The sequence below is a fragment of the Kitasatospora sp. NPDC001309 genome, assembly GCF_042896295.1.
Lineage (GTDB): Bacteria > Actinomycetota > Actinomycetes > Streptomycetales > Streptomycetaceae > Kitasatospora.
In genome coordinates this window covers 202,902-228,852 of the sequence record NZ_JBIAXC010000001.1, presented here as the reverse complement: position 1 = coordinate 228,852, position 25,951 = coordinate 202,902, and the positions used below count along the sequence as shown (strand labels likewise).

The following is a 25,951-nucleotide window of genomic DNA, read 5'->3' as shown; positions in this document are numbered from 1 at the left end:
CCGGCCGGCGGACGGCGCGTCCGCGATGCGGGCAGCCGGGGCGGGGTGCGTGCGGGGGCCTGCGGCGGACGGGCGGCCCCGGGCGGCGGGACGGGCGGCCTGCGGACGGCGTGCGGACGGCCTGCGGTCAGGCCGGCTTGACGGCCACGGTGAGGTCCAGGCTGAACGGTTCTGCGACCAGGCCGTCCGGGAACTCGACGGCCATCGCCGCCCGCTCGGCGGCCAGCACCGGGGCGCGCTCCTCGGGGCTGAGCGAGGCCAGGTAGGAGCGGGAGGTCAGGTCGGTGAGCACGTGCTCGACGGTGACCTGCCGCTCCCAGTGCAGCACCGTCCGCTCGACCACCAGGCCGGCCGGGGCGAAGTGCCGGGTGTGGCCGCTGATCCCGCCGTAGCCGCGGTAGCGGTCGGGCAGCGCGGCGGCCATCCGCTCGGCCCGGGCCCGGACCCACGGCACGGTCTCGTCGTGCACGTTCCACCAGGTGGCGACGGCGCCGCCCGGCCGCAGCACCCGGACCGCCTCCGGGACGGAGCGCTCGGGGCGGGTCCAGTGGAAGGCCTGGGCGTAGGTGATCAGGTCGGCGGAGGCGTCGTGGAAGGGCAGGTCGTCGCCGGTGCCGCGGACCAGCGGCAGGGCGGGCGAGGAGGCCAGGAACTGGGCGGCCATGCCGTCGCTGGGCTCGACCGCGACGACCTCGGCGCCCCGGGCGGCCAGCAGTCGGGTCGCGATGCCCGTCCCGGCGCCGACGTCCAGGACCCGGGCGCCCTTGAGGCCGCGGCCCCAGAGCCGCTCCACCGCGTCGAACAGCTCGTCCGGGTAGCCGGGGCGCCCCCGGTCGTACTCGGCGGCGACCGCGCCGAAGCTCACGGCGAGTTCCCGGTAGTTCTGGTAGTCCGTCACATTTCCCCCTGCGTACGGCAGTTCACGCCCGATCGGGCCGGGCGATCAGCGTACGCGGGAGGGGGTGGCGAGGTGCAAGCGGGTGAAGGCCAGGGCCTCGGCCAGGTCGGCCTCGCGTTCGGCGGGGGACGCGGAGCGGCGGGTGTTGACCTCCAGCACCACGTGGCCGTCGAAGCCGGTGCGGGCGAGGTGCTCCAGCAGTTCGGCGCAGGGCTGCTTGCCCCGGCCGGGGATCAGGTGCTCGTCCTTGCCGGAGCCGCTGCCGTCGGCCAGGTGGACATGGGCGAGCCGGTCGCCCATCCGCTCGACCATCTCGAAGGCGTCGATCCGGGAGGTGGCCACGTGCGAGAGGTCGATGGTGAAGTGCCGGTACTCCTCGTCGGTGACGTCCCAGCCGGGGGCGTACGCCAGCACCTCGCGGTCGCGGTAGCGCCACGGGTACATGTTCTCGACGGCGAAGCGGACGTCGGTCTCGCCCGCCATCCGGTTGATGCCCTCGACGAACTCGCGGGCGTACTGCCGCTGCCAGCGGAACGGCGGGTGCACCACGACGGCGCTCGCGCCGAGCTTCTCGGCCGCCGCGCGGGCCCGGACCAGCTTGGTCCACGGGTCGGTGGTCCAGACCCGCTGGGTGATCAGCAGGCAGGGGGCGTGCACGGCCAGGATCGGCAGCTGGTGGGCGTCGGAGAGGCGGCGCAGCGCCTCCAGGTCCTGGCTGACCGGGTCGTTCCAGACCATCACCTCGACCCCGTCGTAGCCGAGCTTGGCGGCCAGCTCGAAGGCGACGGCGGTGCTCGCCGGGTACACCGAGGCGGTGGACAGCGCCACCTTGGTGTCCGGGATGTGCAGGGTCGGGTGCTGGGGCAGCACCAGCCGGTCGGTGGTGCGCAGCAGCGGCGGGCGGGCGGCGTCGCGCTTGGCGGCCTTCACCGAGCGGACGGACTGGACGGCGGCCTTGGCGGCGCCGGCGGCCTTGCGCGCCGCGGTCTTCTTGGCGGGGGCGGAGGTGGCCTTGGCGGGGGCCTTGGCGCTCTTGGCTGCCTTGGCGCTCTTGGCCGCCTTGGCGGCCTTCGCGCTCTTGGCGACCTTCGCGGCCTTGGCCACCTTGGCCACCTTGCCCGCCTGTGCCGCGGTGGCGCCCTTGACCGCCTTGCCGAGCCCGGCCGTGCCGAGTCGGCCGCGCGGGCCGGCCGGCCGCGGCTGCCCGTCCGCTCCGGGAGCGCGGCCCTCCTGCGTTCCGTCCTCGCCCGCTGGTTGCACCACGGGAGACAGCGTAAGCGGAGCGCGCCCCGAACGGGGGCGGACGCCCGGCGGAGTGACCGCCGGCACGCTCCCCCGCTACTGGGTGAGCGCGGGGCGGCGCTGGTCGGTGGGACTGTCCATGGCGTCCAGCTCGCGCAGGATGATGCCCTCGCGCAGCGCCCACGGACAGACGTCCAGCTCGTCCAGGCCGAACAGGTCCATCGCGGCGTCCGCGACCAGGGCCCCGGCCAGCAGCTGCTTGGCCCGGCCCTCGGAGACCCCGGGGATCTGCGCGCGCTCGGCGACGGTCATCGTGGACAGCCGCGGCAGCCAGGCGGCGAGCCCGCTGCGGGTGAGCCGGCGGTCGGCGTACGGGCCGGCGTCGGCGGGGGCGGCGCCGGTCATCCGGGCCAGCTGCTTGAAGGTCTTGGAGGTGGCGACGGCGTGCTGCGGGGCCCCGAGCCGGGAGATCTCGCCGACCACGTTGGCGATCTCGGCGCGGACGTGCCGTCTCAACTCGCGCAGCGCGTCCGGGTCGGCGACGTCCCCGGGCAGCCAGCGGGCGGTCAGCCGCCCGGCGCCGAGCGGCAGCGAGCAGGCGACGTCCGGCTGCTCGTCCAGGCCGCAGGCGATCTCCAGGGAGCCGCCGCCGATGTCCAGGTTGAGCAGCCGGCCCGAGGACCAGCCGAACCAGCGCCGGACGGCCAGGAAGGTGAGCCGGGCCTCGTCCTGCCCGGAGAGCACCCGGAGTTCGACCCCGGTCTCGGCGGCGACCCGGCGCAGCACCTGCTCGCCGTTGGCGGCCTCGCGGACGGCCGAGGTGGCGAACGGCAGGATGTCGACCACGCCCTTGTCCTCGGCGACCCGCAGCGAGGAGGCGATGTGGCCGATCAGCCGGTCGACGCCGGCCTCGCTTATCGCGCCGGAGCCGTCGAGCAGCTCGGCCAGGCGCAGTTCGGCCTTGTGCGAGTAAGCGGCCAGCGGGGCGGCACCCGGATGGGCGTCCACCACGAGGAAGTGGACCGTGTTGGAACCTACGTCGAGTACACCGAGTCGCATAACTCTCCACGCTACGCGATCCGGCCGTGGAGGAGATCGGTTGTGACCGTATTCGCGCTGGTCCAGGTCGTTCCCGACCGTTCCGGGTGCGATCGGTGGGTGGTGCCCGACGACCGTGCGCTCAGTGGCCGCCCGCTCAGTGGCCGCGCGCTCAGTGGCCGCGCGCTCAGTGGCCGCGCGGACCGGACCGGCGCTCGGTGCGGCAGTTGGCGTCCACCCAGCGGCGGGCCGGGCCCGGGGTGTCGGTGATCAGGCCGTCGGCGTCCCGGGCGGTCATCAGCTGCCAGGCCTCGGCGTCGTCCAGCGTCCAGACGTAGACCTCGCGCCCGGCCTTGCGCTCGGCCGCGATCCGGGTGGCACTGGCCAGGCCCGCGTCCAGGGCGATGCCGTCCAGCTTGAGGTCCCCCGGGTCCTCGGCGATCCCGCCGCTCTGGATCAGCACCACCGGCAGGGCGGGGGCCACCGCGTGGGCCTGGCGCAGGTTGGCGACCGAGAAGGAGTAGAGCACGACGTGCGCCCGGCTGCCGGCCGCGATCCGGGCGATCCGGGCGACGTCCTCGGGGCGCTGCCACTTGATCTCCATCAGCAGCGTGGCGCTGCTGGTGGAGAGGCGCGTCAGCAGTTCCTCCAGGGTCGGGACGGGCTGGGCGCCGCCCGGGCCGACGGTCACCCGCAGGGCGGCGACCTGGGCGGCGGTCAGGTCCGCGACGGCGCCCTTGCCGTTGGTGGTGCGGTCCACGGTCGGGTCGTGCATCAGCACCGGGACGCCGTCCCGGGTGGTCTGCACGTCGGTCTCCAGCCAGTCCGCGCCCTGGTTCAGCGCGGTGTCGAAGGAGGCCATGGTGTTCTCGGGCGCGTTGAACGGCGCACCCCGGTGCCCGATCACCACCGGGGACGCGCACACCTGCGGCGCGGCGGCCGAGCGGGCCTGCAGCGCGGGACCGGCGGAGGCGCACCCGGTGGCCAGGACCGCGAGCGCGGCGAGGGCGGCCGTCTGGGCGGCGCGGGGCGGGGCGGTCACGGCTCGGTGCTCCGGTTTCGGTCACTCGGGGTCGGTCGGTCGGTTTCGGTCACTCGGGGTCGGCTGGTACGCGGTCGTCTGATCCTCCTGACAGCCCCGCACCGACGTCCGGTTCCCCGGTCCGCCGGGATCGCCGGGATCGGCCGGATCGCCACGGCCCGCGGCCGGATCAGAGCAGGCCGTCCCACAACTGTTCCACGATGACGGCCCACCAGTTCTCCGGATCGCCGTAGACCGTACCGTCCAGCTCCGCCAGCCCCCGCTGCAGGGCGTCCACCGCCGTACCCGCCGCGGCCGGGTCCAGCCCGCGCAGGGTCGGCCACCAGCCGGCGAACAGCTCCAGGCAGCGGACGAAGGCCCGCAGGTCGGCGTTGCAGTGCCGGGCCGTCGCGTCGTCCGGGTCGACCGCCCGGACGGCGCCGTCCGCCGGGTCGAGGGTGATCAGCGCCCAGCCGTCCGTCCCCAGCACCAGCTGCCCGGCCGCCGCCGTCCGCTCCCGTTCGGCCGCCCGGGTGCCGCGGCCGAGCGCGGCGAGGTACGGCGCGAGCGGGGGCAGCACGGTGCCCGGGCGGGAGCCGTCCGCGATCGCCTCCGCACCCGGGTGGTGCAGCGCGAAGAAGCCGTCCACCGCCCTCGGCAGCCCGACCGCCAGCAGCAGCGCCGCCGCCTCCCCGGGCAGCTCCGCGCGCACCACCTCCGCCGGGTCGAAGCGCTGCACGCCCGCCGGACCGAACCGCCCGGCCAGCCGCTGCGCCAGCGCGGCGTCCGGCTCCGGCGGCAGCGGCGGCACCGCCCGCGGGAACGGCACCCGGTTGCGCCCCGGCCCGTCCGGCCCGTCCAACGCGTCCGACGCGTCCGGACCGGCGGTCCCGGCGGGCAACTCCCGTACGGCGGCGGCCCGGTGGTCGAAGCGCGGGCCGTACGGCAGGTCGAAGTCCAGCCGGGCGTGCGGCAGTTCGGCCGCCAGCGCGTACGACCAGTAGCCGCCGGGCAGGGCCGCCATCCGCAGGTCGGTCCGCACCGCCAGCACGTCCTCCGCCGCGACGCCCCGCTCCCGCAGCCACCACCAGCCGCGCAGCGCCGGATGCGGCAGCCCGGCGGCCGAGCGCAGCGCCAACGTGCGGGTGCCGCCGGTGCCGTCCCGGTACGTCAGTTCGGCCCGGGCACCACGGCCGGTGGCCAGCGGCCGGGTCGGGTCGTGGCCGCCCGCACCGACGAAGTCCCGGTAGAGCCCGACCACTTCGTCCACCGGCACGGACGGCCAGACCGTGAACCGCCCGCTCTCCCGGTCCACCACGGCACACGCGGCCCCGACCTCCTCGGGCGCCCGGCGCTCCCCCGTCCGCGGATCCACCTCCACCCGCGGCGGCTCCGCCCAGACCACCCACCCCAGCTCGAACTCATGCGCGCACACCCGCCGCGCCACCCCGGCCCCCTGCGGCAGATCCCCGTTGATCCACCGGTGCCCCGCCTCCACCGCCTGCGCCCGAGCGATCACGCGTCCACCCCCGTCGAACCGAATCCGAACGCCACCATCATCCAGCCCCGATCAGCCACCGGGGACGACACTGGACCCCGCCCGCCCGACCATGACATCCGGAGGAACGGTGAACACCACACCCGTGCACGGCCGACAGCCCGTCGCCCGCACCCAGGGCGCCGTCGCCGCAGCCCTCCCCCCCCGGCACAGCGGAAGGAGTTCCACCGGGAGATGGACGAGGCAGACGAGGAGACGATCGACGGCGTCCTGCGCCGCTGGTGGCTGCGCGCACAGCTCTACCGCGACCCGGAGGGCGACCGCATCCACACCGCCGTCCGGTCCGGCACCGCTCCCGGCACTCCCGCGTCCACGGTCCTGCGCCGGCTCGGGGCGCCGTGAGCCTCAGGTCCGCGACTCGGGGCACCGCTCCCGCCCCTCGTCGATCGCGGCCAGGACGTCCACCGTGCTGACGCCGGCGCTGGTCTCCCGATCCAGTCGGGCCACCGTCTCCGCCAGCGTGGGCTTGGAGGTCTGGCGCACGATGAGGTCCAGGACATAGGCGTTGAGCGACTTGCCGGCCCGGGCCGCACGAACTTCGAGGATCCGGAGCTGGTCTTCCGGGACGTCCCGGATCGTCAGGGCGGTCATGCCTGGAAGGTAGCGCTGCTGCACGCGTCTCCGCGTGCAGCAGCGCTGTTCCCGGCTGCAAAGGCGCTCAGGCCACCGCGAGGTCGAGGGGGCGGCCGTCCGGGGTCAGGGCGATGGCCCAGAGGCCCTGGGTGGCGGGGTGGAGGGGGGCGGGGCCGCGGCGGGCGAGTTGGTGGTCGAGGTAGGTGACGGCGTCCCGGTGGTTGACCGCGTTCCAGGCGTGCGGGCGGCCGTAGGCGTCCAGGGTGAGCAGGACGGCCTGGGCACCGTGCCCGGCCCGGCGGAGTTCGGCGGCGAGGCGGGTGAAGGCCTGGCCGCCGTCGCCGAGGTCGCGGAAGGGGGCGCCGAGTTCGCGTTCGGCGCGGTCGCGGCCGCCGCGTTCGCCGGCGTCGCCCTCGGTGGGGATGCGCGGGGCCGCGCAGGTGGGGCGGCCGGTGTAGGTGTCGACGGCGGAGAGGGCGATCTCCAGGCTGTTGTTGGCCCGGCCGGGTTGGTGGTGGCCGCCCGCGTTGACGGCCTCGGTCCAGCCGCCGGCCGCCGGGTCGGGGTGGCGGGCCGGCCGGTCGTCCTGGTCGCGGGGGACCCGTCGTTCCAGTTCGGCCTGGTGCTGGGGGTCGACCGGGCCGAGCCCGCCGGGCCGTCCGTACGGGCGGCTGTCGGCGATGGTGCGCAGTCGGGGTTCGGGGTCGTCGGCGAGCGGGCCGCGGCGGGCACGCAGGGCGAGTTGGAGGGCCAGGGCGTGGGCGGTGGCGACCGGGACGGCGCCCCAGGCCAGGGCCGGGTCGGCGAGGGGCACGGCGGTGTCCCGGCGGCGGCCGTCGGGGTGGTGGGGCTCGGGCCGGCCGATGACCGGGGTGGTGCCGACGATCGGCGGCTCGGTCGGCGGTGGCGGTGGCGGTGGCGGTGCGGTGGCCGGGCCGTGGGTTCCGGCCGGGGTGCGGGGTGCGCCGGGCTGCGGTCCGGCGGCCACCGGCGCGCCGACGGCGGGTGCACCGGCCACGGGGGTGCCGACCACGGGGGTGCCGACCACGGGGGTGCCGACCACGGGCGCGCCGATGGCAGGCGTCCCCGCCCCGACACCGCTGCCGAAGGGCGTGGCCGGGTGCGCCGGGTATCCGCCGCCGCCGGCGGCGAGCGGGCCGGGCCCGACGGCGCCGATCGGGCCGGGCCCGACGGCGCCGATCGGGCCGGCCACCGGGTAGCCGCCCGAGTAGGCCGGTGTCCCGAACGGCCCGGGCGCGCCGATGACGCCGCCGACACCGACCACGCCGATCGGTCGGACGACCGGGGGTGTGTCCGGCGCCGGGCTGTAGACGGGTCCGCCGGTGGACGGCGCGGTGACGGGCGCGGGCGGCGCGGCCACGGAGTCGGTCCGTACGGTCACCGGCACGGTGCCGCCACCGCCGTTGGTGCGGGTGGGCGCCTGGAGCGGGTAGTCCCCGTCCGACCAGCCCGCCGCCGGCGATGAGCCGCCCTGGTGGGCGGGGGCCGCCGCCCGGACCGACGGCCCGTCGTCCCGGGCGGGCGGCGACCAGTCGGCGGCCGCGGCCACGGCCCGGTGCGATCCGCCGTACGAGCCTCCGTACGCGGGGCCGGTGGCCGCCGCGGCCGGGTCGGCCGTCGGCACCGGGGCCGAGACGGCCGTGGGGTCCGCGGTGGGGTCCGCGACGTACGACGCCACGGAGAGCACGGACGGGACCACCGGCGCGCCGGCCCGGTCCGCCGTCGGCTCCCCCGGCACCTTCGGGTCGCCCCCGGAAGCCCCGGGAGCCCTGGGGTCCCTGGGGTCCCGAGGGTTGGTCAGGTCGGTCAGGTCGGTCAGGTCGGCGAGCGGCAGCCCGTGCAGGTCCTTGCCCGCCCGGTCGGTGAGCACCGGCTGCCCGTGCTCGTCGAGCCGGACGGCGAGGCCGGCCACCCCGACCACCGGCTTGCCGTCCGGCCCGGTCACCACCAGCAGCCCGGCGGCATCGGCCACCGGTGTGCCGTCGGAGCGCAGGATGACCGGCTTGCCGTCCGTGCCGAGGACGGGCTGCCCGTGGGCGTCGAGCGCGACGCTGAGGCCGGGCACGCCGACCAGCGGCTTGCCGTCCTTCCCGGAGAGCACGACCAGGCCGGTGCCGTCCTTGCCGAGCACGCCCGGTTCGCCCAGGGCGGCGGGCAGTCCGGCGGCGAGCGGGTCGAAGCCGGCCGCGGTGCGGTAGGAGGCGGTGGTGACGCCGGGCGTGGCCGCGGCGCCCAGGCGCAGCAGGGCGACGGCGGAGGGGTCCTTGAGCGCGGTGGCCAGGGCGTCCTTCATGCCGCGGCCGAGTTCGGCGAGCAGTCCGGCGATCTTGAGGGCGGCGGTCTCCACCGCGACGGCCTCGATGCCCGCGGCGACCTGGTCGGCGGCGGTGTTCTCGACGCCGGCCGCGAAGCCGGCGACGGACTTCGCCAGTCCGCCGAACACTCCCGTCCGGCCGGTCTGCCCGCTCTGCCCCGTCTGCCCGGTCCGGTCGGCGTTGCGGGCCACCTCGGCCGCGGTCCGCCGGACCTCGGCGGCCTGCTCCCGGGCCTGTTGGAGCTCGGCGGCCAGGTTCCGCAGGGTGGCGATGATCTCGGCCTTGCAGCCGTCGACGTCCTGCGCGGCGGTGTCGAAGGCGGCGGCGACCAGCCCGACCGCGGTGTGGGCGTCCGGCAGGCGGCCCTTGCCGCCGTCGCTGCAGGTGCGCCAGTAGGCGGTGAAGGAGTCGACGGCGTGGCCGGTGTTGTCGGCGGCCACGCGCTGGGCGGACTCGCCGCCTCGGCGGGTGATCCGTTCGGCCTCCGCCGCGAACTCCCGCCAGTGCGCGGCCGCCGTGCGCAGGGCCCCCTCGTCGGCCTGCGGCCACGGGTGGCCGGTCCTGGCCAGGAGCGGGACCAGTTCCTCGGGCAGTTTCCGGGACACGCGCTTCTCCCCCTTCGAGCCGGGCCGTTCAGACCGACATGTCCTGGGGGACGGCCGGTGCCGCCCCCGGGGTTGCCCCGGTTCCCGAAGCCGTCGGCGGGCCCTGGTACACGGCGGGCCTGGCGACCGCCCCCGGCGCGGCCGCGGCCGGTCCGGTGTGCGCGCCGAAGCCGTCCGCCGTCGAGGTGTCGGTGTCGGTGGTCCGCTCGGCCATGGTGTGCAGTCCGGCGCCGACCTGGCCCACCTGGCCGGCCAGGGCTCTGAGCCCGCCGAGGAGTTCACCGTGCGCCGGGCCGTAGACGGCGGCGAAGGCGCTGCCCGGCTGGTCGGCGCCCCAGGGCGCGCCGAGCGCGGCCAGGTCCTTCTCCAAGGTGCCGACGGCCTTGCCGAGTTCACGTCCGAGCTTCTCGAACTCCCTGCCCTCGCCTTGGAGTTCCCACGGCTTGAGGGCGAACCCGGTGCCGTCGCCGTCGGACTCGCCGGTGCTGCCGCCTGCCATCCCCGTACCTCCCCGTAGCGGACCGCGGCCGCCATCCTAGGCACGCGGCCGCCTCCGCCCGGCGGACGGCCGCACCTCTTCACCCCGCCTTCACCGCGTCCCGGGCGCGTGCCCAACGCGACCCGGGCGGGTGCCGGACGCGTCCCGGGCGCGCGGCGGGCGTCGCCCACCGGCCCGTACACCCCCGCGAAGCTCTACCCTTGCCGGGTGGCACCAGCAGAAACGTCCAAGAAGAAGGCCCAGGCGAAGCCCCCGGCCGCCCCCGCCCCCGTCGACCTCGCGATGCCGACCCTGCGCCGCGAGATCCCGCGCGACGAGGTCCCGCTCGACTTCCCGCGCGCCTGGGTCGAGTTCGCCGACCCCGCCGACGAGGAGCAGGTCTTCCGCTGCGACCTGACCTGGCTGACCTCCCGCTGGTCCTGCGTCTTCGGCCAGGGCTGCCACGGCATCCGCGAGGGCCGCGGCGAGTCGGACGGCTGCTGCACGCTGGGCGCCCACTACTCGGACGAGGACGACGAGAAGCGCGTCCTCGGCCACGCGGCCCGGCTGACGCCCGAGCTGTGGGAGAACTTCGCCGAGGGCACCGACGCCAAGGGCCGGATCCGCAACGACGGCGGCGTCACCATGCTGGACGAGGACGGCGACCGCCAGACCCGCCGGGTCGACGGCGCCTGCATCTTCGTGAACAGCCCGGACTTCGCGGGCGGCGCCGGCTGCGCCCTGCACGCGCTGGCCCTCAAGGAGGGCCGCGAGCCGCTGGAGACCAAGCCGGACGTCTGCTGGCAGCTGCCGGTCCGCCGCACCTACGACTGGATCGACCGCCCCGACGACACCCGCTACCTCCAGGTGACGATCGGCGAGTACGACCGCCGCGGCTGGGGCCCGGGCGGCCACGACCTGCACTGGTGGTGCACCGGCGCCCCGGCCGCGCACCAAGGCGCGGTGGCGGTGTACGTCAGCTACCGCCCCGAGCTCACCGAGCTGATGGGCCGCGAGGCGTACGAGGTGCTGGCCCGGCTGTGCGAGGAGCGCATCGCCACCAAGGGCGACCGCAGGGTGGCCCCGCACCCGGCGGACCCGGTCAAGAAGGCCAAGGACAAGAAGTAGCGGCTGCGGGCCCGGTCCCCCTCAGGGGAGCCGGGCCTGCCGTCGGTAGACCGGTCGGTCCAGAGCTACCAGTAGACCGGTCGGTCCAGACGACCCTCGGTAGACCGGTCGGTCCAGACAACCGTCAGTAGACCGGTCGGTCTATTTGTCGATGTCGCCGACCACGAAGAACATCGACCCGAGGATCGCCACCATGTCGGCGACCAGCGTCCCGGGCAGCAGCTCGGTGAGCGCCTGGATGTTGTTGAAGGACGCCGAGCGCAGCTTGAGCCGCCACGGCGTCTTGTCGCCGCGCGAGACCAGGTAGTAGCCGTTGACCCCGAGCGGGTTCTCGGTCCACGCGTAGGTGCTGCCCTCGGGCGCCTTGAGCACCTTGGGCAGCCGCTGGTTGACCGGGCCGGGCGGGAGGGTGGCGAGCTTGTCGAGGCAGGCGTCGGCGAGGTCCAGCGCGTTGCCGGTCTGCTCCAGCAGGCACTCGAAGCGGGCGAGGCAGTCGCCCTCCTCGCGGGTGACGACGGTGAGCACCTGCCGCAGTTCCTCGGAGCCGTACGCGAGGTAGGGCTCGTCGCGGCGCAGGTCGAGGTCGAGGCCGCTGGCCCGGGCGATCGGGCCGCTGACCCCGTACGCCTGCGCCTGGGCCGCGGTGAGCACGCCGACGCCGGCGGTGCGGGCGCGGAAGATCTCGTTGCCGAGGACGAGGTCCTCGAAGACCGGCAGCTGGGAGCGGACGGTGGCGACGGCGGCGCGGACCCGGCCGAGCCAGCCGGCCGGGAGGTCCTCCTTGAGGCCGCCGACCCGGTTGAACATGTAGTGCATCCGGCCGCCGGAGGCCTCCTCCAGCACGTGCTGGAGGTCCTCGCGGCCGGTGAAGGCGTGGAAGATCGGGGTGATCCCGCCGAGTTCCAGCGGGTAGGAGCCGAGGAACATCAGGTGGTTGAGCACCCGGTTGAGCTCGGCGAGCAGGGTGCGGATCCACACCGCCCGCTCGGGGACCTCCATGCCGAGCATCCGCTCGACGCCGAGCACCACGCCGAGTTCGTTGGAGAAGGCGGAGAGCCAGTCGTGCCGGTTGGCCAGCATGATGATCTGCCGGTAGTCACGGGCCTCGAACAGCTTCTCCGCGCCGCGGTGCATGTAGCCGATCACCGGCTCGGCGGTGACGATCCGCTCGCCGTCGAGCAGCAGGCGCAGCCGCAGCACGCCGTGGGTGGCCGGGTGCTGCGGGCCGATGTTGAGCACCATGTCGGTGGTGCCCGCCCCGCCGGTGAAGTTCTCGGCTCCCGCCCCGATGCCGACCGTGGTCTCCCTCATGACCCCAGAGTCTGCCATCCCGGCAGGGCCGCCAGGCTCGTCGGTACCGGCATGCGGACGGCTTGCAGGACCCAGCCGAAGCCGCCCAGCCCGGCCGGGTCGGTGAGTTCGGCCCCCTCCCCCGCGCCGCTGAGCGCCCGCAGGTAGCCGGCCGGGTCGGTGGAGGCGAGCGCCAGCGGCGGGCGCCCGCCGCTGACCCCGAGCGCGCGCAGGGCCTCGCGCTGCGTCGTCCACAGGCTGTGGAGACCGGGGACGGCGACGGCGTCCAGCGCCACGTGCGCGGTCACGTCGCGGGAGCCGTCCGGCACCGGGGCCACCTCCCGGCCGTCCCGGAAACCGGTGAAGGTCCCGAACGGCGGCCGCCGCCCGGCCGTGTGCCCGTAGTCGACGGCGACGGCCAGGCCGCGCTCCAGCCCGGCCACCGCCCGGGCCCAGGCGGCGTCCCGGGGCGCCCCGAACTCCACCACCTCCCCGGGCTCGACGGCCGGCCACCAGCGCTCGGCCCAGGCCGCGTCGGCCGCCGAGACGGGTTCGCCGAGGCGTTCCTCGCCGGTCGCGGTGTCCACCTCGCGGTAGCGCAGCACCCCGTCCTCGTCGACCTCCCCGGCGTCCAGCGGCACGTTGTCCAGCCACTCGTTGGCGAACAGCAGCCCGGTCACCCCGCGCGGCGGCTCCGTCGTCCACAGGGCTGTGGACGGGAGTCCGGCGGGCCGGTCGGCGAGCTCCACGCCGTACGGGCGCAGCCGGGCGAGCACCGGCCCGGGCAGTTCGGCCAGCACCCCGGCCAGCAGTTCCCCGCGCCCGGCCCCGACGTCGATCAGGGCCAGCTCCTCCGGACGACCGAGGGCCTCGTCAACCTCCAGCAGCAGCCGGGCCACCGCACGGGCGAACCTCGGCGAGGCGTGCACCGAGGTCCGGAAGTGCCCGGCCGGGCCCTCCGGCCTGCGGTAGAAGCCGCCGTCCCGGTCGTACAGGGCCCGTTCCATGGCGGGCGCCCACCGCATCCACGTCATGGGGCGGGACGCTACCCGCCGGTGCGCGGCCCCTCCCAACCGGAGCGGGGGCGTCTCCGACCTACGGAGTAGGACGGATCGCCCTACCGGCGGACCTGGGCACCTCGTGCGACTGCCTAGGCTGGACACGTGCATCGACTCAACGCCTGGCTCCGCCGTCACCCCATGGTGGTCGACGCCGTCTGGGCGTCGCTCGTGCTCTTCTTCGCCCTGGTGTCCGACAGTTCCTCCGACAGCGGCTGGCGCCTCAACTCCGAGATCCTGGTCGCGGTGCTGCTGCCGCTGCTGATGGTCTTCCGCCGGCGCTTCCCCGACGTCACCGTCGCCGCCGCCACCGGCGTCGGCCTCGGGCAGGTCGCCGCCGACATCGACCCGGGCGCCTCCTCCATCGCCTACCTGGTGTTCGCCTACACCGGCGCCGCCTTCGGCCAGAAGTGGACCTCCCGGCTCGCCCTGCTCGCCGGGCTCTCCGCCGGTCCGCTGGCGTTCTGGCGGATGCACCTGGTGAAGACGTCCACCACCGACCACACCGGGGTGTACGTCTCCCGGCCGTACGGCGTCGCCGAGGCGCTGCTGGTCACCGTGCTGATGAGCACCCCGTTCATCCTCTGCTGGGCCTGGGGCCGGCTGACCAGGGTGCGGCGCGCCTACCTGACCGAGCTGGAGGACCGCGCGGCCCGGCTGGAGCGCGAGCGGGACGCCCAGTCCAAGGTGGCCGTGGCGGCCGAGCGGGCCCGGATCGCCCGCGAGCTGCACGACGTGGTCGCGCACAACGTGTCGGTGATGATCGTCCAGGCCGACGGCGCCGCCTACGTGCTGGACAACTCCCCGCAGCAGGCGAAGGAGGCACTCGGCACGATCGCCTCCACCGGGCGGCAGGCCCTGGTCGAGATGCGCCGCCTGCTGGGCGTGCTGCGCACCGCCGGCACCGCCGAGGAGTACGTCCCGCAGCCGGGCGTCGAGGAGCTGCCCGACCTCCTGGAGCAGGTCCGCACGGCCGGGCTGGAGGTCGACTACGCGACCTCCGGGCACCCGCGCGAACTCCCCCGCGGCGTCGAGCTGACGGTCTACCGGATCGTCCAGGAGGCACTGACCAACGTCCGCAAGCACGGCGGCCCCGACGTGCACGCCCGGGTGGCGGTCGACTTCGGCGAACGCGAGCTGGCCGTCCTGGTGGAGGACGACGGCCGCGGCAGCACCGACGAACAACTGGCCGCCGGCGGCACGGACGGTCTGGGCCACGGCCTGATCGGCATGCGCGAGCGGGTCGGCATGGTCAGCGGGAGCCTCGACGTGGGCCCCCGCCCCGGCGGCGGCTTCCGGATCCGCGCCGTCCTCCCGCTCAAGGCGGCACACTAGCCCCCCGTCCTCTGTTAGGAGCCACCTTGACCATCCGCGTGATGCTCGTCGACGACCAGGAACTGCTGCGCACCGGCTTCCGGATGATCCTCCAGTCGCAGGGCGACATCGAGATCGCCGCCGAGGCGGGCGACGGCGCCCAGGCGCTGGAGCGGCTGCGGCACACGCAGGTGGACGTGATCCTGATGGACGTGCGGATGCCGCGCCTGGACGGTGTGCAGGCGACCCGCCGGATCTGCCTGGCCGAGGACGGCAGCCCGCTGCCGAACGCCCCGCACGTGCTCATCCTCACCACCTTCGACCTGGACGAGTACGCCTTCGCCGCGCTCAAGGCCGGGGCCAGCGGCTTCCTGCTCAAGGACGTCCCGCCGACCGAGCTGGTGGCCGCGATCCGCGCGGTGCACGGCGGGGACGCCGTGGTCGCCCCGACCACCACCCGGCGGATGATCGACCGCTTCGCCGAGGTGCTGCCGACCCCGCACAGCGCGCCGGGCTCGGACGTCCTGGGCCCGCTGACCGAGCGCGAGCGGGAGGTGTTCCTGCTGGTCGCCCAGGGCCTGTCGAACGGCGAGATCGCGGCCCGGCTGGTGCTCTCCGAGGCCACCGTGAAGACCCACGTCGGCCGGATCCTGGCCAAGCTGGGGCTGCGCGACCGGGTCCAGGCGGTGGTGCTGGCGTACGAGGCCGGGCTGATCCGGGCCGGGGCGTCCGACTAGGCCGGACAGGGCCTAGCCACGCCCAGGGACGACTGCCGGGGCCGCCCGTACACTGGGGCGGTACGTCCGGTACCCGACGCGGACCGGAACGGTCATTCAGGACAAGGGTGGACATGGATTCGTCCGACTTCGCCGACTTCGGAGAGTTCGCCCCGCTCGCCGACGGCCTCGGCGACCCCAGCAGCCGACCGGCCCGGCTCGCCGTCGGCGTGGTCGGCACCGGCCGGGTCGGCCCCGCGCTGGGCGCCGCCCTGCAGCTCGCCGGGCATACCGTGGTCGCCGCCTCCGGGGTGTCCGCCGCCTCCCGCCGCCGCGCCGAGTCCCTGCTGCCGGGCGTGCGGATCGTCACCCCGCCGCAGGTGATGGCCGCCGCCGACCTGGTGCTGCTGACCGTCCCGGACGACGCGCTCGCCGACCTGGTGGCCGGGCTGGTCGCCACCGGGGCGGTCCGCCCCGGCCAGCTGCTGGTGCACACCTCAGGCGCGCACGGCGTCGGCATCCTGGAGCCCGCCGCCCGGGCCGGGGCGCTGCCGCTGGCCCTGCACCCCGCGATGACCTTCACCGGCACCTCGGTGGACCTCGCCCGGCTGGCCGGCTGCCCCTTCGGGGTGACCGCCCCCGAGGAGCTGCGGCCGGTCGCCGAGGCGCTGGTGGTGGAGATGGGCGGCGAGCCCGAGTGGGTGCCCGAGGAGGTCCGCCCGCTCTACCACACCGCCCTCGCGCACGGCGCGAACCACCTGGTCACCCTGGTCGCCCAGGCGATGGACCTGCTGCGCACGGCCGGCGTCGCCGAGCCCGGCCGGATGCTCGGCCCGCTGCTCGGCGCCGCCCTGGACAACAGCCTGCGCTCCGGCGACGCGGCCCTCACCGGCCCGGTCGCCCGGGGCGACGCGGGCACCGTACGGCGCCACCTGGCGCAGCTCAGTACGGTGTCCCCGGACATCCCGGCGGCGTACCGGGCGATGGCCCGCGCCACCGCGCAACGGGCGCTCGCCAACGGGACGATCGACGACGCGTCGGCGGCGGCGCTGCTGGACGTACTGAACGAGGAGAAGCACTGATGGCACGCGGGAAGCAGCCGAGCAAGGCCCAGCGGGCGCCGAAGGTCCACCGGGCCGTCGTCACCCACACCGTGGACGACTTCGAGGCCGCGTTCTGGCCGGACGAGAGCCCGGTGGACAACGCCGTGGTGATGACCATGGGCGCCCTGCACGAGGGCCACGCCGCGCTGGTCCGGGCCGCCCGCAAGCAGGTCGGCCGGGAGGGCCGGGTCGCGGTCACGGTCTTCGTCAACCCGCTGCAGTTCGGCCCGGCCGAGGACCTGGAGCGCTACCCGCGCACCCTGGACGCCGACGTCAAGCTGGCCGAGGAGAACGGCGCCGACGTGGTGTTCGCGCCGTCCGTCGAGGAGGTCTACCCGAACGGCGAGCCGCAGGTGCGCCTGGCGGCCGGCCCGATGGGCGGGCGCTTCGAGGGCGCCACCCGCCCCGGCCACTTCGACGGGGTGCTGACCGTCGTCGCCAAGCTGCTGCACATCACCGACCCGGACTTCGCCTTCTTCGGCGAGAAGGACGCCCAGCAGCTGGCGCTCATCCAGCGGATGGTCGCCGACCTGGACTTCGACGTCGAGATCGTCGGCGTGCCGACCGTCCGCGAGGAGGACGGCCTGGCGCTGTCCTCGCGCAACCGCTACCTCTCCGAGGAGGAGCGCACCCGCGCCCTCGCCCTGTCCAAGGCCCTGTTCGCCGGCCGGGACGTCGCCGCGCAGGGCCCGAAGGCCGTGCGCGAGGCCGCCTCCGCCGTCCTGGACGGCGCCGAGGGCGTCACCCTCGACTACCTCGCCCTGATCGACCCGCACGACTTCTCGGAGGCGGCGGACGACTTCCAGGGCGAGGCGGTGCTGGCCGTCGCCGCGCAGGTGGGCTCGACCCGCCTGATCGACAACGTTCACGTCATCTGCCGCTAGGCAGCTGACCGTCCAGCACGGAATCGTTCGCTGAACAGTTCGCCGAACAGGTAGTTCAACCCCTCAGGCATGCACTCACAGGAGGCGTGACCCGCAATGCTCCGCACCATGCTCAAGTCCAAGATCCACCGGGCCACCGTGACCCAGGCCGACCTGCACTACGTCGGCTCGGTCACGGTGGACGAGGACCTGCTCGACGCCGCCGACCTGCTCCCCGGCGAGCTGGTCCACATCGTCGACATCAACAACGGCGCCCGGCTGGAGACGTACACCATCGCCGGCCCGCGCGGCACCGGCGTGATCGGCATCAACGGCGCCGCCGCCCGCCTGGTCCACCCGGGCGACCTCGTCATACTCATCGCCTACGGGCAGATGGACACGGCCGAGGCCAAGGGCTACGAGCCGAAGGTGGTCTTCGTGGACGGGAACAACCGGATCACCGGCTTCGGCGGCGACCCGGCGCAGGCCCCGGAGGGCAGCGGACTGCTCCGCGGCGACGCGGCGTACCGTGACGAGGACGGCGCGGCCACCACGGCCACGCGCTGAAGGAGTCACTGAGTCATGTCCGCTACGCACCGCCTCACCGCCCCGGCCCCGGGCTGGACCGCCGCCACCGACGTGGTCGTGGTCGGCTCCGGCATCGCCGGTCTCACCGTCGCCCTCAACGTCCGCAAGGCCGGCCTGCGGGCCATGGTGGTCACCAAGGCGGTGCTGGACGAGGGCTCCACCCGCTGGGCCCAGGGCGGCATAGCCGCCGCCCTGGGCGAGGGGGACACCCCGGAGCAGCACCTGGACGACACCCTGGTGGCCGGCGCCGGCGTCTGCGACGAGGAGGCCGTCCGCACCCTGGTCACCGAGGGCCCGGACGCCGTCCGCCGGCTGATCGCCGTCGGCGCGGCCTTCGACCGCGACGCGGACGGCGAGATCCTGCTCACCCGCGAGGGCGGCCACCACCGCCACCGGATCGTGCACGCGGGCGGGGACGCCACCGGCGCGGAGGTCTCCCGCGCCCTGGTCGCCGCCGTCCGCAGCGACCCGGACCTCGAACTGATCGAGCACGCGCTCGTCCTCGACCTGCTGACCGACGCCGAGGGCCACACCGCCGGGCTGACCCTGCACGTGATGGGCGAGGGCCAGCGCGACGGCGTCGGCGCCGTCCGGGCCCGCGCCGTGGTGCTCGCCACCGGTGGCCTGGGGCAGGTCTTCTCCGCCACCACCAACCCGGCCGTCTCCACCGGCGACGGCGTGGCCCTGGCCCTGCGGGCCGGCGCCGCCGCCGCCGACCTGGAGTTCGTCCAGTTCCACCCGACCGTGCTCTGGCTCGGCCCGGACGCCGCGGGCCAGCAGCCGCTGGTCTCCGAGGCCGTGCGCGGCGAGGGCGCCCACCTGGTGGACGCGGACGGCGTGCGCTTCATGGTCGGCCAGCACGAGCTGGCCGAACTCGCCCCGCGCGACATCGTCGCCAAGGCCATCACCCGGCGCATGCAGGAGCAGGGCTCCGACCACATGTTCCTGGACGGGCGGCACTTCGGGGCCGAGATGTGGGAGCACCGCTTCCCCACCATCCTGGCCTCCTGCCGCTCGCACGGCATCGACCCGGTCACCGAGCCGATCCCGATCGCCCCGGCCGCGCACCACGCCGCCGGCGGCGTCCGCACCGACCGGCACGGCCGTACCTCCGTCCCCGGCCTGTACGCCTGCGGCGAGGTCGCCTGCACCGGGGTGCACGGCGCCAACCGGCTGGCCTCCAACTCCCTGCTGGAGGGCCTGGTCTTCGCCGAGCGGATCGCCGCCGACCTGGCCGAGCGGCACGCGGCCGGCGAACTGCCCGAGCGCACCGTGGACGTGGCCGCCGCGCAGGCCGCCCGGCCGGTGCCGCTGCCGGCCTCCGAGGCGCGCGCCGAGATCCAGCGGCTGATGTCGCGCGGCGCGGGCGTGCTGCGCTCGGCCGCCTCGCTGGCCGACGCCGCGGCCGGGCTGGCCCTGCTCGGCGAGCAGGCCCGCTCCCACGTGGCCGAGGAGAAGCCGGCCGACCCCCGGGTGGAGACCTGGGAGGCCGCCAACCTGCTGCTGGTCGCCACCGCCCTGGTGGCGGCCGCCGCGCAGCGCGAGGAGACCCGCGGCGGCCACTGGCGCGAGGACTTCCCCGAACGCGACGACGCCCACTGGCGGCGCCACCTGATCACCACCCTCGCCGCCTCCGGCGACCCCGTCAGCACTCCCGAGGAGCAGTAGAACCATGACCCACGCGCACGAGGAACTCCCCCTGGCCGACCAGGGCGGCTGCGGCGACGGCTGCGCCTGCGGGGACGGCGAGGGCTACGAGACCGGCCTGGACCCGCAGCTGGCCGAGCTGCTGGAGGAGGCCGGGCTGGACCCGATCGAGGTCGAGGACATCGCCACCCTGGCGCTGGCCGAGGACCTGGCCGGCGGCGAGGACGTCACCTCGGTGGCCACCGTGCCCGCCGACGCGGTCGCGACCGCCGACTTCACCGCCCGCCAGGCCGGTGTGGTGGCCGGCCTGCGGGTCGCCGAGGCGGTCGTCTCGCTGGTCTGCGAGGAGGAGTTCGAGGTCGAGCGGCACGTCCAGGACGGCGACCGGGTGGAGGCCGGCCAGGTGCTGCTGTCGGTCCGCTCGCGCACCCGCGACCTGCTGACCGCCGAGCGCAGCGCGCTCAACCTGCTCTGCCGCCTGTCCGGCATCGCCACCGCGACCCGGGCCTGGGCGGACGCCCTGGAGGGCACCGGCGCGGTCGTCCGGGACACCCGCAAGACCACCCCGGGCCTGCGCGCCCTGGAGAAGTTCGCGGTCCGCTGCGGCGGCGGCGCCAACCACCGGATGGCGCTCTCGGACGCCGCCCTGGTGAAGGACAACCACGTGGTCGCCGCGGGCGGCGTGGCCGAGGCCTTCCGGGCCGTCCGGGCCGCGTACCCGGAGCTGGCGGTCGAGGTCGAGGTGGACGAGCTGGCGCAGATCCCCCCGGTGCTGGAGGCCGGTGCGGACCTGATCCTGCTGGACAACTTCACCGTCGAGCAGTTGAAGGAGGCCGTCGCGCTGGTGGCCGGCCGGGCGAAGCTGGAGGCCTCCGGCGGACTGACCCTGGCCGGCGCGCGCGAGGTCGCCCAGACTGGTGTCGACTACCTGGCCGTGGGCGCGCTGACCCACTCCTCGCCGATCCTGGACATCGGCCTGGACCTGCGCGCCTGACCGTCAGGTCGAGAGCGGTTCCTGCCCCGATCCCGTCCCGACTCGCAGAAAGCGTTCCCGTGCTCCTCACCATCGACGTCGGCAACACCCAGACCACGCTCGGCCTGTTCGACGGCGAGGAAGTGGTGGAACACTGGCGGATCTCCACCGATCCGCGCCGCACGGCCGACGAACTGGCGGTGCTGCTGCACGGGTTGACGGGCAGTCGCACCGCGGTCCGGGAGGCCGCGGTGGAGGGCCTGGCGATCTGCTCCTCCGTCCCCGCCGTGCTCCACGAGCTCCGCGAGGTGACCCGCCGCTACTACGGCGACGTCCCCGCGGTGATCGTGGAGCCCGGCGTGAAGACCGGGGTGCACGTCCTGATGGACAACCCCAAGGAGGTCGGCGCGGACCGGATCGTCAACGCGCTGGCCGCCAACCACCTGTACGGCGGCCCGTGCATCGTGGTCGACTTCGGCACCGCGACCACCTTCGACGCCGTCAACGCGCGCGGCGACTACGTGGGCGGCGCGATCGCCCCCGGCATCGAGATCTCGGTCGAGGCGCTCGGCGTCCGCGGCGCCCAGCTGCGCAAGATCGAGCTGGCCCGGCCGCGCAACGTGATCGGGAAGAACACCGTCGAGGGCATGCAGTCCGGCATCCTCTACGGCTTCGCCGGTCAGGTCGACGGCCTGGTCGAGCGGATGGCCCGGGAGCTGGCCAAGGACCCGGACGACGTCCAGGTGATCGCCACCGGCGGGCTCGCCCCGCTGGTCCTCGGCGAGGCCACCACAATCGACGAGCACGAGCCCTGGCTGACCCTGATCGGCCTGCGCCTGGTGTACGAGCGCAACCGGCCGAGCTGACCCCGCCCGCCGTCCCCGCTGCCCCGCACCCCCCGGTCACTCGGCTGACCCGGTGGGTGCGGGGCAGCGTCACAGGCTTGGCGAAAGGTTTCTCCAGCGGGCCGACCGCGCGGAATTCCGCGCGACGTTACCGACAAATCGGATATTCCTCACGTAGTGTCAACCCATGCCTACGCCACACGGATCGCGCGGCGGCATGGCCTTCAGCGCCGACGAAGTCCGCGTGCTGCGCCGAGCCCTCGCCCAAGCCCTGCACCCCGCCGTCCCCGTCCACCTCCAGGCCCCCGACCGGACGGCGCTCGCCGGGCCCGGCGCCGAGCTGTGGGCGGAGGACGTCCAGGACGCCCTGCACCTGACCGAGGCCATCGACGAGGCCGTCCAGGAGGGCGGCCGGCTGCGCGCCTTCCTGCTCGCCGACCTCGGCCGCTACCGCGCCGCCCTGCCCGGCAGCGCCCCCGGCTACCTGGAGCGCCTGGAGGAGGCGGTGACCGACGGCTACCTGCCCGGACCCGAGGACCTCACCGCCCTGCGCGGGCTGACCCGCCAGCCCTGCGGCCACGGCGAGCGGGCCCGCCGCTCCCGGCTCGCCGGGCGCTGCCACGCCCTGGCCGAGGCCGCCGTCCGTGAGCGCCTGGCGCTCTCCACCGGGCAGCCGCGCCACCTGGTGGCCGTACCGAACCCCGCCGCACCACCCAGCAGTCACCCCACCCCTGTAGGAGGACGGATCACGATGAGCAGCACCGACTCCCGGGACTCCCGCCCGGAGCAGCCCGCCGCCGCGCAGACCCCGCCCCGCCCGCACCGGATGCCCACCCCGGCCGAACTCTTCGGCCGCCGCCCCAAGCCTCCGGCCCGGCCCGCCCCGGAGGCCGGGCGGGACGGCGAGGAGGTCGAGCTCGCCACCGGCACCGGCTGAGCCGCCCGCACCCGCCCCGGAGGGGAGGCCGTCGGTCCGACGGCCTCCCCTCCGGCGATATCCGGTCGCGGAGCACCGTGTGTGGCTGGCTACCCTTGTGGGGTGAGCGATCAGAGCCTTGTCCCCGCGACCGACGACCTTCCCGAGCAGATGCGCGTCCGGCGCGAGAAGCTGGACCGGCTCCGGGCGGCCGGGGTCGACCCGTACCCGGTCGGATTCCCCCGCACCAGCACCATCGCGGACCTGCGTGCCAAGCACCCGGACCTCGAACCCGACACCGCGACCGGCGAGCGCGCCGGCATCACCGGCCGGGTGATCCTGTCCCGCACCGGCGGCAAGCTCTGCTTCGCCACCCTGCGCGACGGCTCCGGCGACCTCCAGGTGATGTTCTCCCTGGACAAGCTCGGCGCCGAGCGGCTGGCGGCCTGGAAGTCCGACATCGACCTGGGCGACCAGGTCGGCGTCGAGGGCGAGGTGATCACCTCCAAGCGCGGCGAGCTGTCGGTGATGGTGGACCGCTGGGAGCTCACCGCCAAGTGCCTGCGCCCGCTGCCGGACAAGCACAAGGGCCTGACCGACCCGGAGGCCCGGGTCCGCCAGCGCTACGTCGACCTGATCGTGAACCCCGAGGCGCGCGAGATCCTGCACCTGCGCAGCAAGGTCGTCCGCTCGATCCGCCGCACCTACGAGGACCGCGGCTACATCGAGGTCGAGACCCCGATGCTGCAGCCGGTGCACGGCGGCGCCAACGCGCGTCCGTTCAAGACGCACATCAACGCGTACGACATCGACCTCTACATGCGCATCGCCCCCGAGCTGTACCTCAAGCGGCTGGTGGTCGGCGGCGCCGAGAAGGTCTTCGAGATCAACCGCAACTTCCGCAACGAGGGCGCGGACTCCACCCACAACCCGGAGTTCACCTCGCTGGAGTCGTACGAGGCCTACGGCGACTACGACACCCAGGCCGAGCTGATCCGCGCGACGATCGTCAACGCCGCCCGGGACGCCCTGGGCACCACGGTGATCAAGGGCCTCGACCCGCACGGCGTGGAGCACGAGATCGACCTGGCCGAGCCGTGGGCGGAGGTCAGCGTCTACCCGGGCATCTCCGCCCACCTGGGCGTCGAGGTCACCCCGGAGACCTCCGTCGAGGAGCTGCGCGCGCTGGCCACCGAGCACGGCATCCCGTTCGAGAAGAACTGGGGCCACGGCCAGATCGTGCTGGAGATGGTGGAGCGCCTGCTGGAGGAGAACGCCGTCCGGCCGACCTTCATCAAGGACTACCCGACCGAGGTCTCCCCGCTGACCCGCCAGCACCGCTCGGTCGCGGGCGTGGCCGAGAAGTGGGACCTGGTGATCTTCGGCACCGAGATCGGCACCGCCTACTCCGAGCTGGTCGACCCGGTCGAGCAGCGCGCCCGCCTGACCGCGCAGTCCCTGCTGGCCGCCGGCGGCGACGTCGAGGCGATGCAGGTGGACGAGGACTTCCTGCGCGCCCTGGAGTACGCGATGCCCCCGACCGGTGGCCTGGGCCTCGGCGTGGACCGCCTGATCATGCTGCTGACCGGCAAGAACATCCGGGAGACCGTGCTCTTCCCGCTGGTGAAGCCGGAGCCGAAGGCCTCCGCCGCCGCGGCGGAGAAGACCGAGGAGGAGTGACCTGATGGACTACGTCAGCGCGATCGTGCCGCCGCTGGTCATGGCGATCGGCTTCGGATTCCTGGTGCGGGCCATCATCCGCAGCCAGGGCGGGGCCCAGAAGGCCAAGGAAGACACCGACTGATCGACTGGCGTCGTCAGCCGCTCCGAACCACCCGCGCCGCCATTCCCGATTCCCGGGGGTGGCGGCGCGCCGGTTTGGCGCACTTCACAAGATTTGCCCCATTCACTCCCTATCCTGGCCGCACTATGGTCCGGCAACTCGGCGAACTTGAGAACGCCATCATGACCCGGGTGTGGCGGTGGAACCGACCGGTGACGGTTCGCGAGGTTCTCCTGGATCTGCAGTCGGAACGCGAAATCGCGTACACCACGGTGATGACCGTCCTGGACAAGCTGCACAGAAAGGGCTGGCTGCGCCGCGAGCGGGTGGGCCGGGCCTATCGATATGAACCGGTCTCCTCGCGTGAGGCGTACACGGCGGCCCTGATGAACGACGCCTGGGCCACCGGCGACAATCCCGCGGCGGCCCTGGTCCACTTCTTCGGCCTGATGTCGCCGGAGCAGCGCGAGGCCCTCCGGGACGCCTTGCGGGTCGCGGCCTTGTTCCCGCCCGATCCAGCGGCGGATCAGCCCGCCCCGGATTCCCCCGCGGACGGCCCCGATACCGGCGGAGCGGATACCGGGGAGACCCCGCCGGGCGCGACGCGATAACGTCCCGCCATGGAGGTCACCATCCGCCGCGCGCGGACCACGGACGTACGGGCCGTACGCGGGCTCATCGACGCCTACTCGCGCGACGGCATTCTGCTCGACAAGCCCACAGTCACACTGTTCGAATCCGTCCAGGAGTTCTGGGTCGCGGAACGCGACGACAACGGCGCGGTGGTGGCCTGCGGCGCCCTGCACGTGATGTGGGAGGACCTCGCCGAGGTCCGCACCCTCGCGGTCGATCCGTCCTGCCGGGGCTTCGGGATCGGGCACGTGCTGTTGGAGAAGCTGGTGCAGACCGCCCGCTGGCTGGGCGTCCGTCGGATTTTCTGCTTGACGTTCGAGGTTCCGTTCTTCGCGAAACACGGTTTCGTCGAGATCGGGGAGCTCCAGGAAACCGATGATGGTACGACAGACCCGGCGGCGATCGCTACGGACGTCTATGAAGAACTCCTCCGCTCGTACGATGAAGGTGTCGCGGAGTTCCTCGACCTGGAGCGGGTGAAGCCCAACACACTGGGCAACTCACGCATGCTGCTGCACCTCTGAGCGGCTCCGCGCCGGTCAAGGGTTTGTGTTTTCCGCAGAAAGGCGCTTTCCTTTCCTTAGGCAATGGGTCGTTTAGCGGAAAGGGAAGCCCGTGGCACAGAGGGTGCAGGTCATTCTTGAAGACGATCTCGATGGCGGTTCGGCGGACGAGACGGTGACGTTCGCGCTCGACGGCGTTGCCTACGAGATCGATCTGAAGAGCGCCAACGCGGACAAGCTGCGCGGTCTGCTGGCGCCCTACCTGGAGAAGGGCCGCAAGCAGAGCGGCCGGCTGGCCGGGCCCCGCCGCCCGGGCCGCGCCGCCGCTGCGCGGCCGTCCGGCAGCGCTCCCGACACCGCGAAGGTCCGCGCGTGGGCAAAGGAGCAGGGCATGGAGGTCAACGACCGCGGCCGGGTGCCGAGCACCGTCCGCGAGGCCTACGACAAGGCCAACGTGGCCTGACCCCGGCGCCACCACCGGCCCGCCGGAGCGGATGCGGGGCCCCGGCGGCCGCGTACGGCACCGACGACACACGCGCGGGGCGCGGAGGTGGCACCTCCGCGCCCCGCGGCGCGCACCGGGCCGGCCGCCGCACCGGGGGCCCCGGGGCCCGGGCCTGCCCGGCCGGCCGGGGCTGCGGGCTCGGGCGGCGGAACAATCACGAGCTGTGCAACGCTGTAGGGGCGAAGCGGTAACGCGGACACCCCGGGATGGCGTACGACCGTCCCCGGCCGCCGTCGAACCACCGTCACCGCGGCCGGACTTCTCGCCAGGCGAACACCGCCACCGCGGAAACTGCGCGAGAACCGCCCCGATACCGGGTATGAATGCAGGTGGACGG

At 74.6% G+C, this 25,951-nt stretch carries 25 protein-coding genes; 15 read left to right on the top strand and 10 right to left on the bottom strand.

Going from position 1 to position 25,951, the window contains the following annotated elements:
* Positions 1–127: 127 nt before the first annotated feature.
* The 5 genes from ACFY2K_RS01070 to ACFY2K_RS01050 form a co-directional block, all read right to left on the bottom strand.
* A complete protein-coding gene (locus ACFY2K_RS01070) occupies positions 128–898 on the bottom strand; it encodes a class I SAM-dependent methyltransferase (RefSeq protein ID WP_375881731.1) in 771 nt (256 codons plus the stop codon).
* A gap of 45 nt (positions 899–943) precedes the next feature.
* Positions 944–1,747 carry a sugar phosphate isomerase/epimerase family protein gene (locus ACFY2K_RS01065; protein ID WP_375882328.1) on the bottom strand — a complete coding sequence of 268 codons (804 nt, stop codon included), beginning with the start codon at positions 1,745–1,747 and terminating at the stop codon, positions 944–946.
* A 489-nt stretch (positions 1,748–2,236) separates the two neighbouring features.
* A complete protein-coding gene (locus ACFY2K_RS01060) occupies positions 2,237–3,199 on the bottom strand; it encodes a Ppx/GppA family phosphatase (protein WP_375881728.1) in 963 nt (320 codons plus the stop codon).
* Between the two features lie 166 nt (positions 3,200–3,365).
* A complete protein-coding gene (locus ACFY2K_RS01055) occupies positions 3,366–4,220 on the bottom strand; it encodes a glycerophosphodiester phosphodiesterase (protein ID WP_380522902.1) in 855 nt (284 codons plus the stop codon).
* Between the two features lie 169 nt (positions 4,221–4,389).
* Positions 4,390–5,718: an SUKH-4 family immunity protein gene (locus tag ACFY2K_RS01050; protein WP_387709091.1), complete on the bottom strand. Its 1,329-nt coding sequence runs from the start codon at positions 5,716–5,718 to the stop codon at positions 4,390–4,392.
* Between the two features lie 213 nt (positions 5,719–5,931).
* Between ACFY2K_RS01050 and ACFY2K_RS01045 the strand changes: the two genes are divergently transcribed.
* On the top strand, positions 5,932–6,099 hold the full coding sequence (locus ACFY2K_RS01045) for a hypothetical protein (protein ID WP_387709089.1): 168 nt from the start codon (positions 5,932–5,934) through the stop codon (positions 6,097–6,099).
* A gap of 3 nt (positions 6,100–6,102) precedes the next feature.
* On the opposite strand, the gene ACFY2K_RS01040 is transcribed toward ACFY2K_RS01045, so the two are convergent.
* The 3 genes from ACFY2K_RS01040 to ACFY2K_RS01030 all read right to left on the bottom strand — a co-directional run bounded on the left by ACFY2K_RS01040 (position 6,103) and on the right by ACFY2K_RS01030 (position 9,770).
* The gene (locus ACFY2K_RS01040; RefSeq protein ID WP_387709087.1) at positions 6,103–6,348 is read right to left on the bottom strand and encodes an antitoxin; all 246 of its coding nucleotides are present in this window, start codon (positions 6,346–6,348) and stop codon (positions 6,103–6,105) included.
* 67 nt (positions 6,349–6,415) lie between these two features.
* Positions 6,416–9,271 (bottom strand): toxin glutamine deamidase domain-containing protein, encoded by a 2,856-nt coding sequence (locus tag ACFY2K_RS01035; RefSeq protein ID WP_387709085.1) that lies wholly within the window; start codon positions 9,269–9,271, stop codon positions 6,416–6,418.
* Positions 9,272–9,299: 28 nt separating this feature from the next.
* Complete coding sequence (locus ACFY2K_RS01030; RefSeq protein ID WP_387709083.1) at positions 9,300–9,770, bottom strand: hypothetical protein; 471 nt, start codon at positions 9,768–9,770, stop codon at positions 9,300–9,302.
* Between the two features lie 282 nt (positions 9,771–10,052).
* Here ACFY2K_RS01030 and ACFY2K_RS01025 point away from each other — a divergent pair, with 282 nt between their 5' ends.
* Positions 10,053–10,877 carry a hypothetical protein gene (locus ACFY2K_RS01025; RefSeq protein WP_380522919.1) on the top strand — a complete coding sequence of 275 codons (825 nt, stop codon included), beginning with the start codon at positions 10,053–10,055 and terminating at the stop codon, positions 10,875–10,877.
* Between the two features lie 141 nt (positions 10,878–11,018).
* Here ACFY2K_RS01025 and ACFY2K_RS01020 read toward each other — a convergent pair whose 3' ends face one another.
* Both ACFY2K_RS01020 and ACFY2K_RS01015 read right to left on the bottom strand, forming a co-directional pair.
* A complete protein-coding gene (locus ACFY2K_RS01020) occupies positions 11,019–12,188 on the bottom strand; it encodes an NADH-quinone oxidoreductase subunit D (RefSeq protein ID WP_375881712.1) in 1,170 nt (389 codons plus the stop codon).
* Positions 12,185–13,201 carry an SAM-dependent methyltransferase gene (locus tag ACFY2K_RS01015; protein ID WP_375881710.1) on the bottom strand — a complete coding sequence of 339 codons (1,017 nt, stop codon included), beginning with the start codon at positions 13,199–13,201 and terminating at the stop codon, positions 12,185–12,187. The genes ACFY2K_RS01020 and ACFY2K_RS01015 overlap by 4 nt, the downstream gene beginning before the upstream one ends.
* Before the next feature lie 165 nt (positions 13,202–13,366).
* Between ACFY2K_RS01015 and ACFY2K_RS01010 the strand changes: the two genes are divergently transcribed.
* The 13 genes from ACFY2K_RS01010 to ACFY2K_RS00950 all read left to right on the top strand — a co-directional run bounded on the left by ACFY2K_RS01010 (position 13,367) and on the right by ACFY2K_RS00950 (position 25,572).
* A complete protein-coding gene (locus tag ACFY2K_RS01010; RefSeq protein ID WP_375882323.1) occupies positions 13,367–14,560 on the top strand; it encodes a sensor histidine kinase in 1,194 nt (397 codons plus the stop codon).
* A gap of 26 nt (positions 14,561–14,586) precedes the next feature.
* Entirely contained in the window at positions 14,587–15,276 is a 690-nt protein-coding gene (locus tag ACFY2K_RS01005; protein ID WP_375881707.1) for a response regulator, read from the top strand.
* Positions 15,277–15,389: 113 nt separating this feature from the next.
* The gene (locus ACFY2K_RS01000; RefSeq protein ID WP_375881705.1) at positions 15,390–16,337 is read left to right on the top strand and encodes a Rossmann-like and DUF2520 domain-containing protein; all 948 of its coding nucleotides are present in this window, start codon (positions 15,390–15,392) and stop codon (positions 16,335–16,337) included.
* Positions 16,337–17,242 (top strand): pantoate--beta-alanine ligase, encoded by a 906-nt coding sequence (gene panC / locus ACFY2K_RS00995; protein ID WP_375881702.1) that lies wholly within the window; start codon positions 16,337–16,339, stop codon positions 17,240–17,242. The genes ACFY2K_RS01000 and panC overlap by 1 nt, the downstream gene beginning before the upstream one ends.
* A gap of 96 nt (positions 17,243–17,338) precedes the next feature.
* Positions 17,339–17,788 (top strand): aspartate 1-decarboxylase, encoded by a 450-nt coding sequence (panD, locus tag ACFY2K_RS00990; RefSeq protein ID WP_375881700.1) that lies wholly within the window; start codon positions 17,339–17,341, stop codon positions 17,786–17,788.
* A 15-nt stretch (positions 17,789–17,803) separates the two neighbouring features.
* On the top strand, positions 17,804–19,477 hold the full coding sequence (locus ACFY2K_RS00985; protein WP_380522910.1) for an L-aspartate oxidase: 1,674 nt from the start codon (positions 17,804–17,806) through the stop codon (positions 19,475–19,477).
* 4 nt (positions 19,478–19,481) lie between these two features.
* Positions 19,482–20,450 carry a carboxylating nicotinate-nucleotide diphosphorylase gene (gene nadC / locus ACFY2K_RS00980; RefSeq protein ID WP_375881694.1) on the top strand — a complete coding sequence of 323 codons (969 nt, stop codon included), beginning with the start codon at positions 19,482–19,484 and terminating at the stop codon, positions 20,448–20,450.
* Positions 20,451–20,509: 59 nt separating this feature from the next.
* Complete coding sequence (locus ACFY2K_RS00975) at positions 20,510–21,295, top strand: type III pantothenate kinase (protein ID WP_375881691.1); 786 nt, start codon at positions 20,510–20,512, stop codon at positions 21,293–21,295.
* Positions 21,296–21,461: 166 nt separating this feature from the next.
* Positions 21,462–22,211, top strand: coding sequence for a hypothetical protein (locus ACFY2K_RS00970; protein WP_375881688.1), 750 nt, complete (start codon positions 21,462–21,464; stop codon positions 22,209–22,211).
* A 102-nt stretch (positions 22,212–22,313) separates the two neighbouring features.
* Positions 22,314–23,870, top strand: a complete 1,557-nt coding sequence (gene lysX, locus ACFY2K_RS00965) for a bifunctional lysylphosphatidylglycerol synthetase/lysine--tRNA ligase LysX (protein WP_375881685.1) — start codon at positions 22,314–22,316, stop codon at positions 23,868–23,870.
* A 249-nt stretch (positions 23,871–24,119) separates the two neighbouring features.
* A complete protein-coding gene (locus ACFY2K_RS00960; protein ID WP_375881683.1) occupies positions 24,120–24,584 on the top strand; it encodes a BlaI/MecI/CopY family transcriptional regulator in 465 nt (154 codons plus the stop codon).
* Between the two features lie 9 nt (positions 24,585–24,593).
* Complete coding sequence (locus ACFY2K_RS00955) at positions 24,594–25,130, top strand: amino-acid N-acetyltransferase (protein WP_375881681.1); 537 nt, start codon at positions 24,594–24,596, stop codon at positions 25,128–25,130.
* Between the two features lie 91 nt (positions 25,131–25,221).
* Positions 25,222–25,572 carry an Lsr2 family protein gene (locus ACFY2K_RS00950; protein ID WP_375881678.1) on the top strand — a complete coding sequence of 117 codons (351 nt, stop codon included), beginning with the start codon at positions 25,222–25,224 and terminating at the stop codon, positions 25,570–25,572.
* The last annotated feature ends 379 nt before the right edge of the window (positions 25,573–25,951 follow it).

Excerpts from the sequence above, each read along its gene's own strand:
- ACFY2K_RS01000 (WP_375881705.1), top strand. The coding sequence starts at position 15,390 with ATGGATTCGTCCGACTTCGCCGACTTCGGAGAGTTCGCCCCGCTCGCC.
- ACFY2K_RS00955 (WP_375881681.1), top strand. The coding sequence starts at position 24,594 with ATGGAGGTCACCATCCGCCGCGCGCGGACCACGGACGTACGGGCCGTA.
- nadC (WP_375881694.1), top strand. The coding sequence starts at position 19,482 with ATGACCCACGCGCACGAGGAACTCCCCCTGGCCGACCAGGGCGGCTGC.
- ACFY2K_RS01015 (WP_375881710.1), bottom strand. The coding sequence starts at position 13,201 with ATGACGTGGATGCGGTGGGCGCCCGCCATGGAACGGGCCCTGTACGAC.
- ACFY2K_RS01025 (WP_380522919.1), top strand. The coding sequence starts at position 10,053 with ATGCCGACCCTGCGCCGCGAGATCCCGCGCGACGAGGTCCCGCTCGAC.
- ACFY2K_RS01030 (WP_387709083.1), bottom strand. The coding sequence starts at position 9,770 with ATGGCAGGCGGCAGCACCGGCGAGTCCGACGGCGACGGCACCGGGTTC.
- ACFY2K_RS01045 (WP_387709089.1), top strand. The coding sequence starts at position 5,932 with ATGGACGAGGCAGACGAGGAGACGATCGACGGCGTCCTGCGCCGCTGG.
- ACFY2K_RS01040 (WP_387709087.1), bottom strand. The coding sequence starts at position 6,348 with ATGACCGCCCTGACGATCCGGGACGTCCCGGAAGACCAGCTCCGGATC.
- ACFY2K_RS00985 (WP_380522910.1), top strand. The coding sequence starts at position 17,804 with ATGTCCGCTACGCACCGCCTCACCGCCCCGGCCCCGGGCTGGACCGCC.
- ACFY2K_RS00970 (WP_375881688.1), top strand. The coding sequence starts at position 21,462 with ATGCCTACGCCACACGGATCGCGCGGCGGCATGGCCTTCAGCGCCGAC.
- panC (WP_375881702.1), top strand. The coding sequence starts at position 16,337 with ATGGCACGCGGGAAGCAGCCGAGCAAGGCCCAGCGGGCGCCGAAGGTC.
- ACFY2K_RS01020 (WP_375881712.1), bottom strand. The coding sequence starts at position 12,188 with ATGAGGGAGACCACGGTCGGCATCGGGGCGGGAGCCGAGAACTTCACC.
- ACFY2K_RS00960 (WP_375881683.1), top strand. The coding sequence starts at position 24,120 with ATGGTCCGGCAACTCGGCGAACTTGAGAACGCCATCATGACCCGGGTG.
- ACFY2K_RS01010 (WP_375882323.1), top strand. The coding sequence starts at position 13,367 with ATGGTGGTCGACGCCGTCTGGGCGTCGCTCGTGCTCTTCTTCGCCCTG.
- panD (WP_375881700.1), top strand. The coding sequence starts at position 17,339 with ATGCTCCGCACCATGCTCAAGTCCAAGATCCACCGGGCCACCGTGACC.
- ACFY2K_RS01060 (WP_375881728.1), bottom strand. The coding sequence starts at position 3,199 with ATGCGACTCGGTGTACTCGACGTAGGTTCCAACACGGTCCACTTCCTC.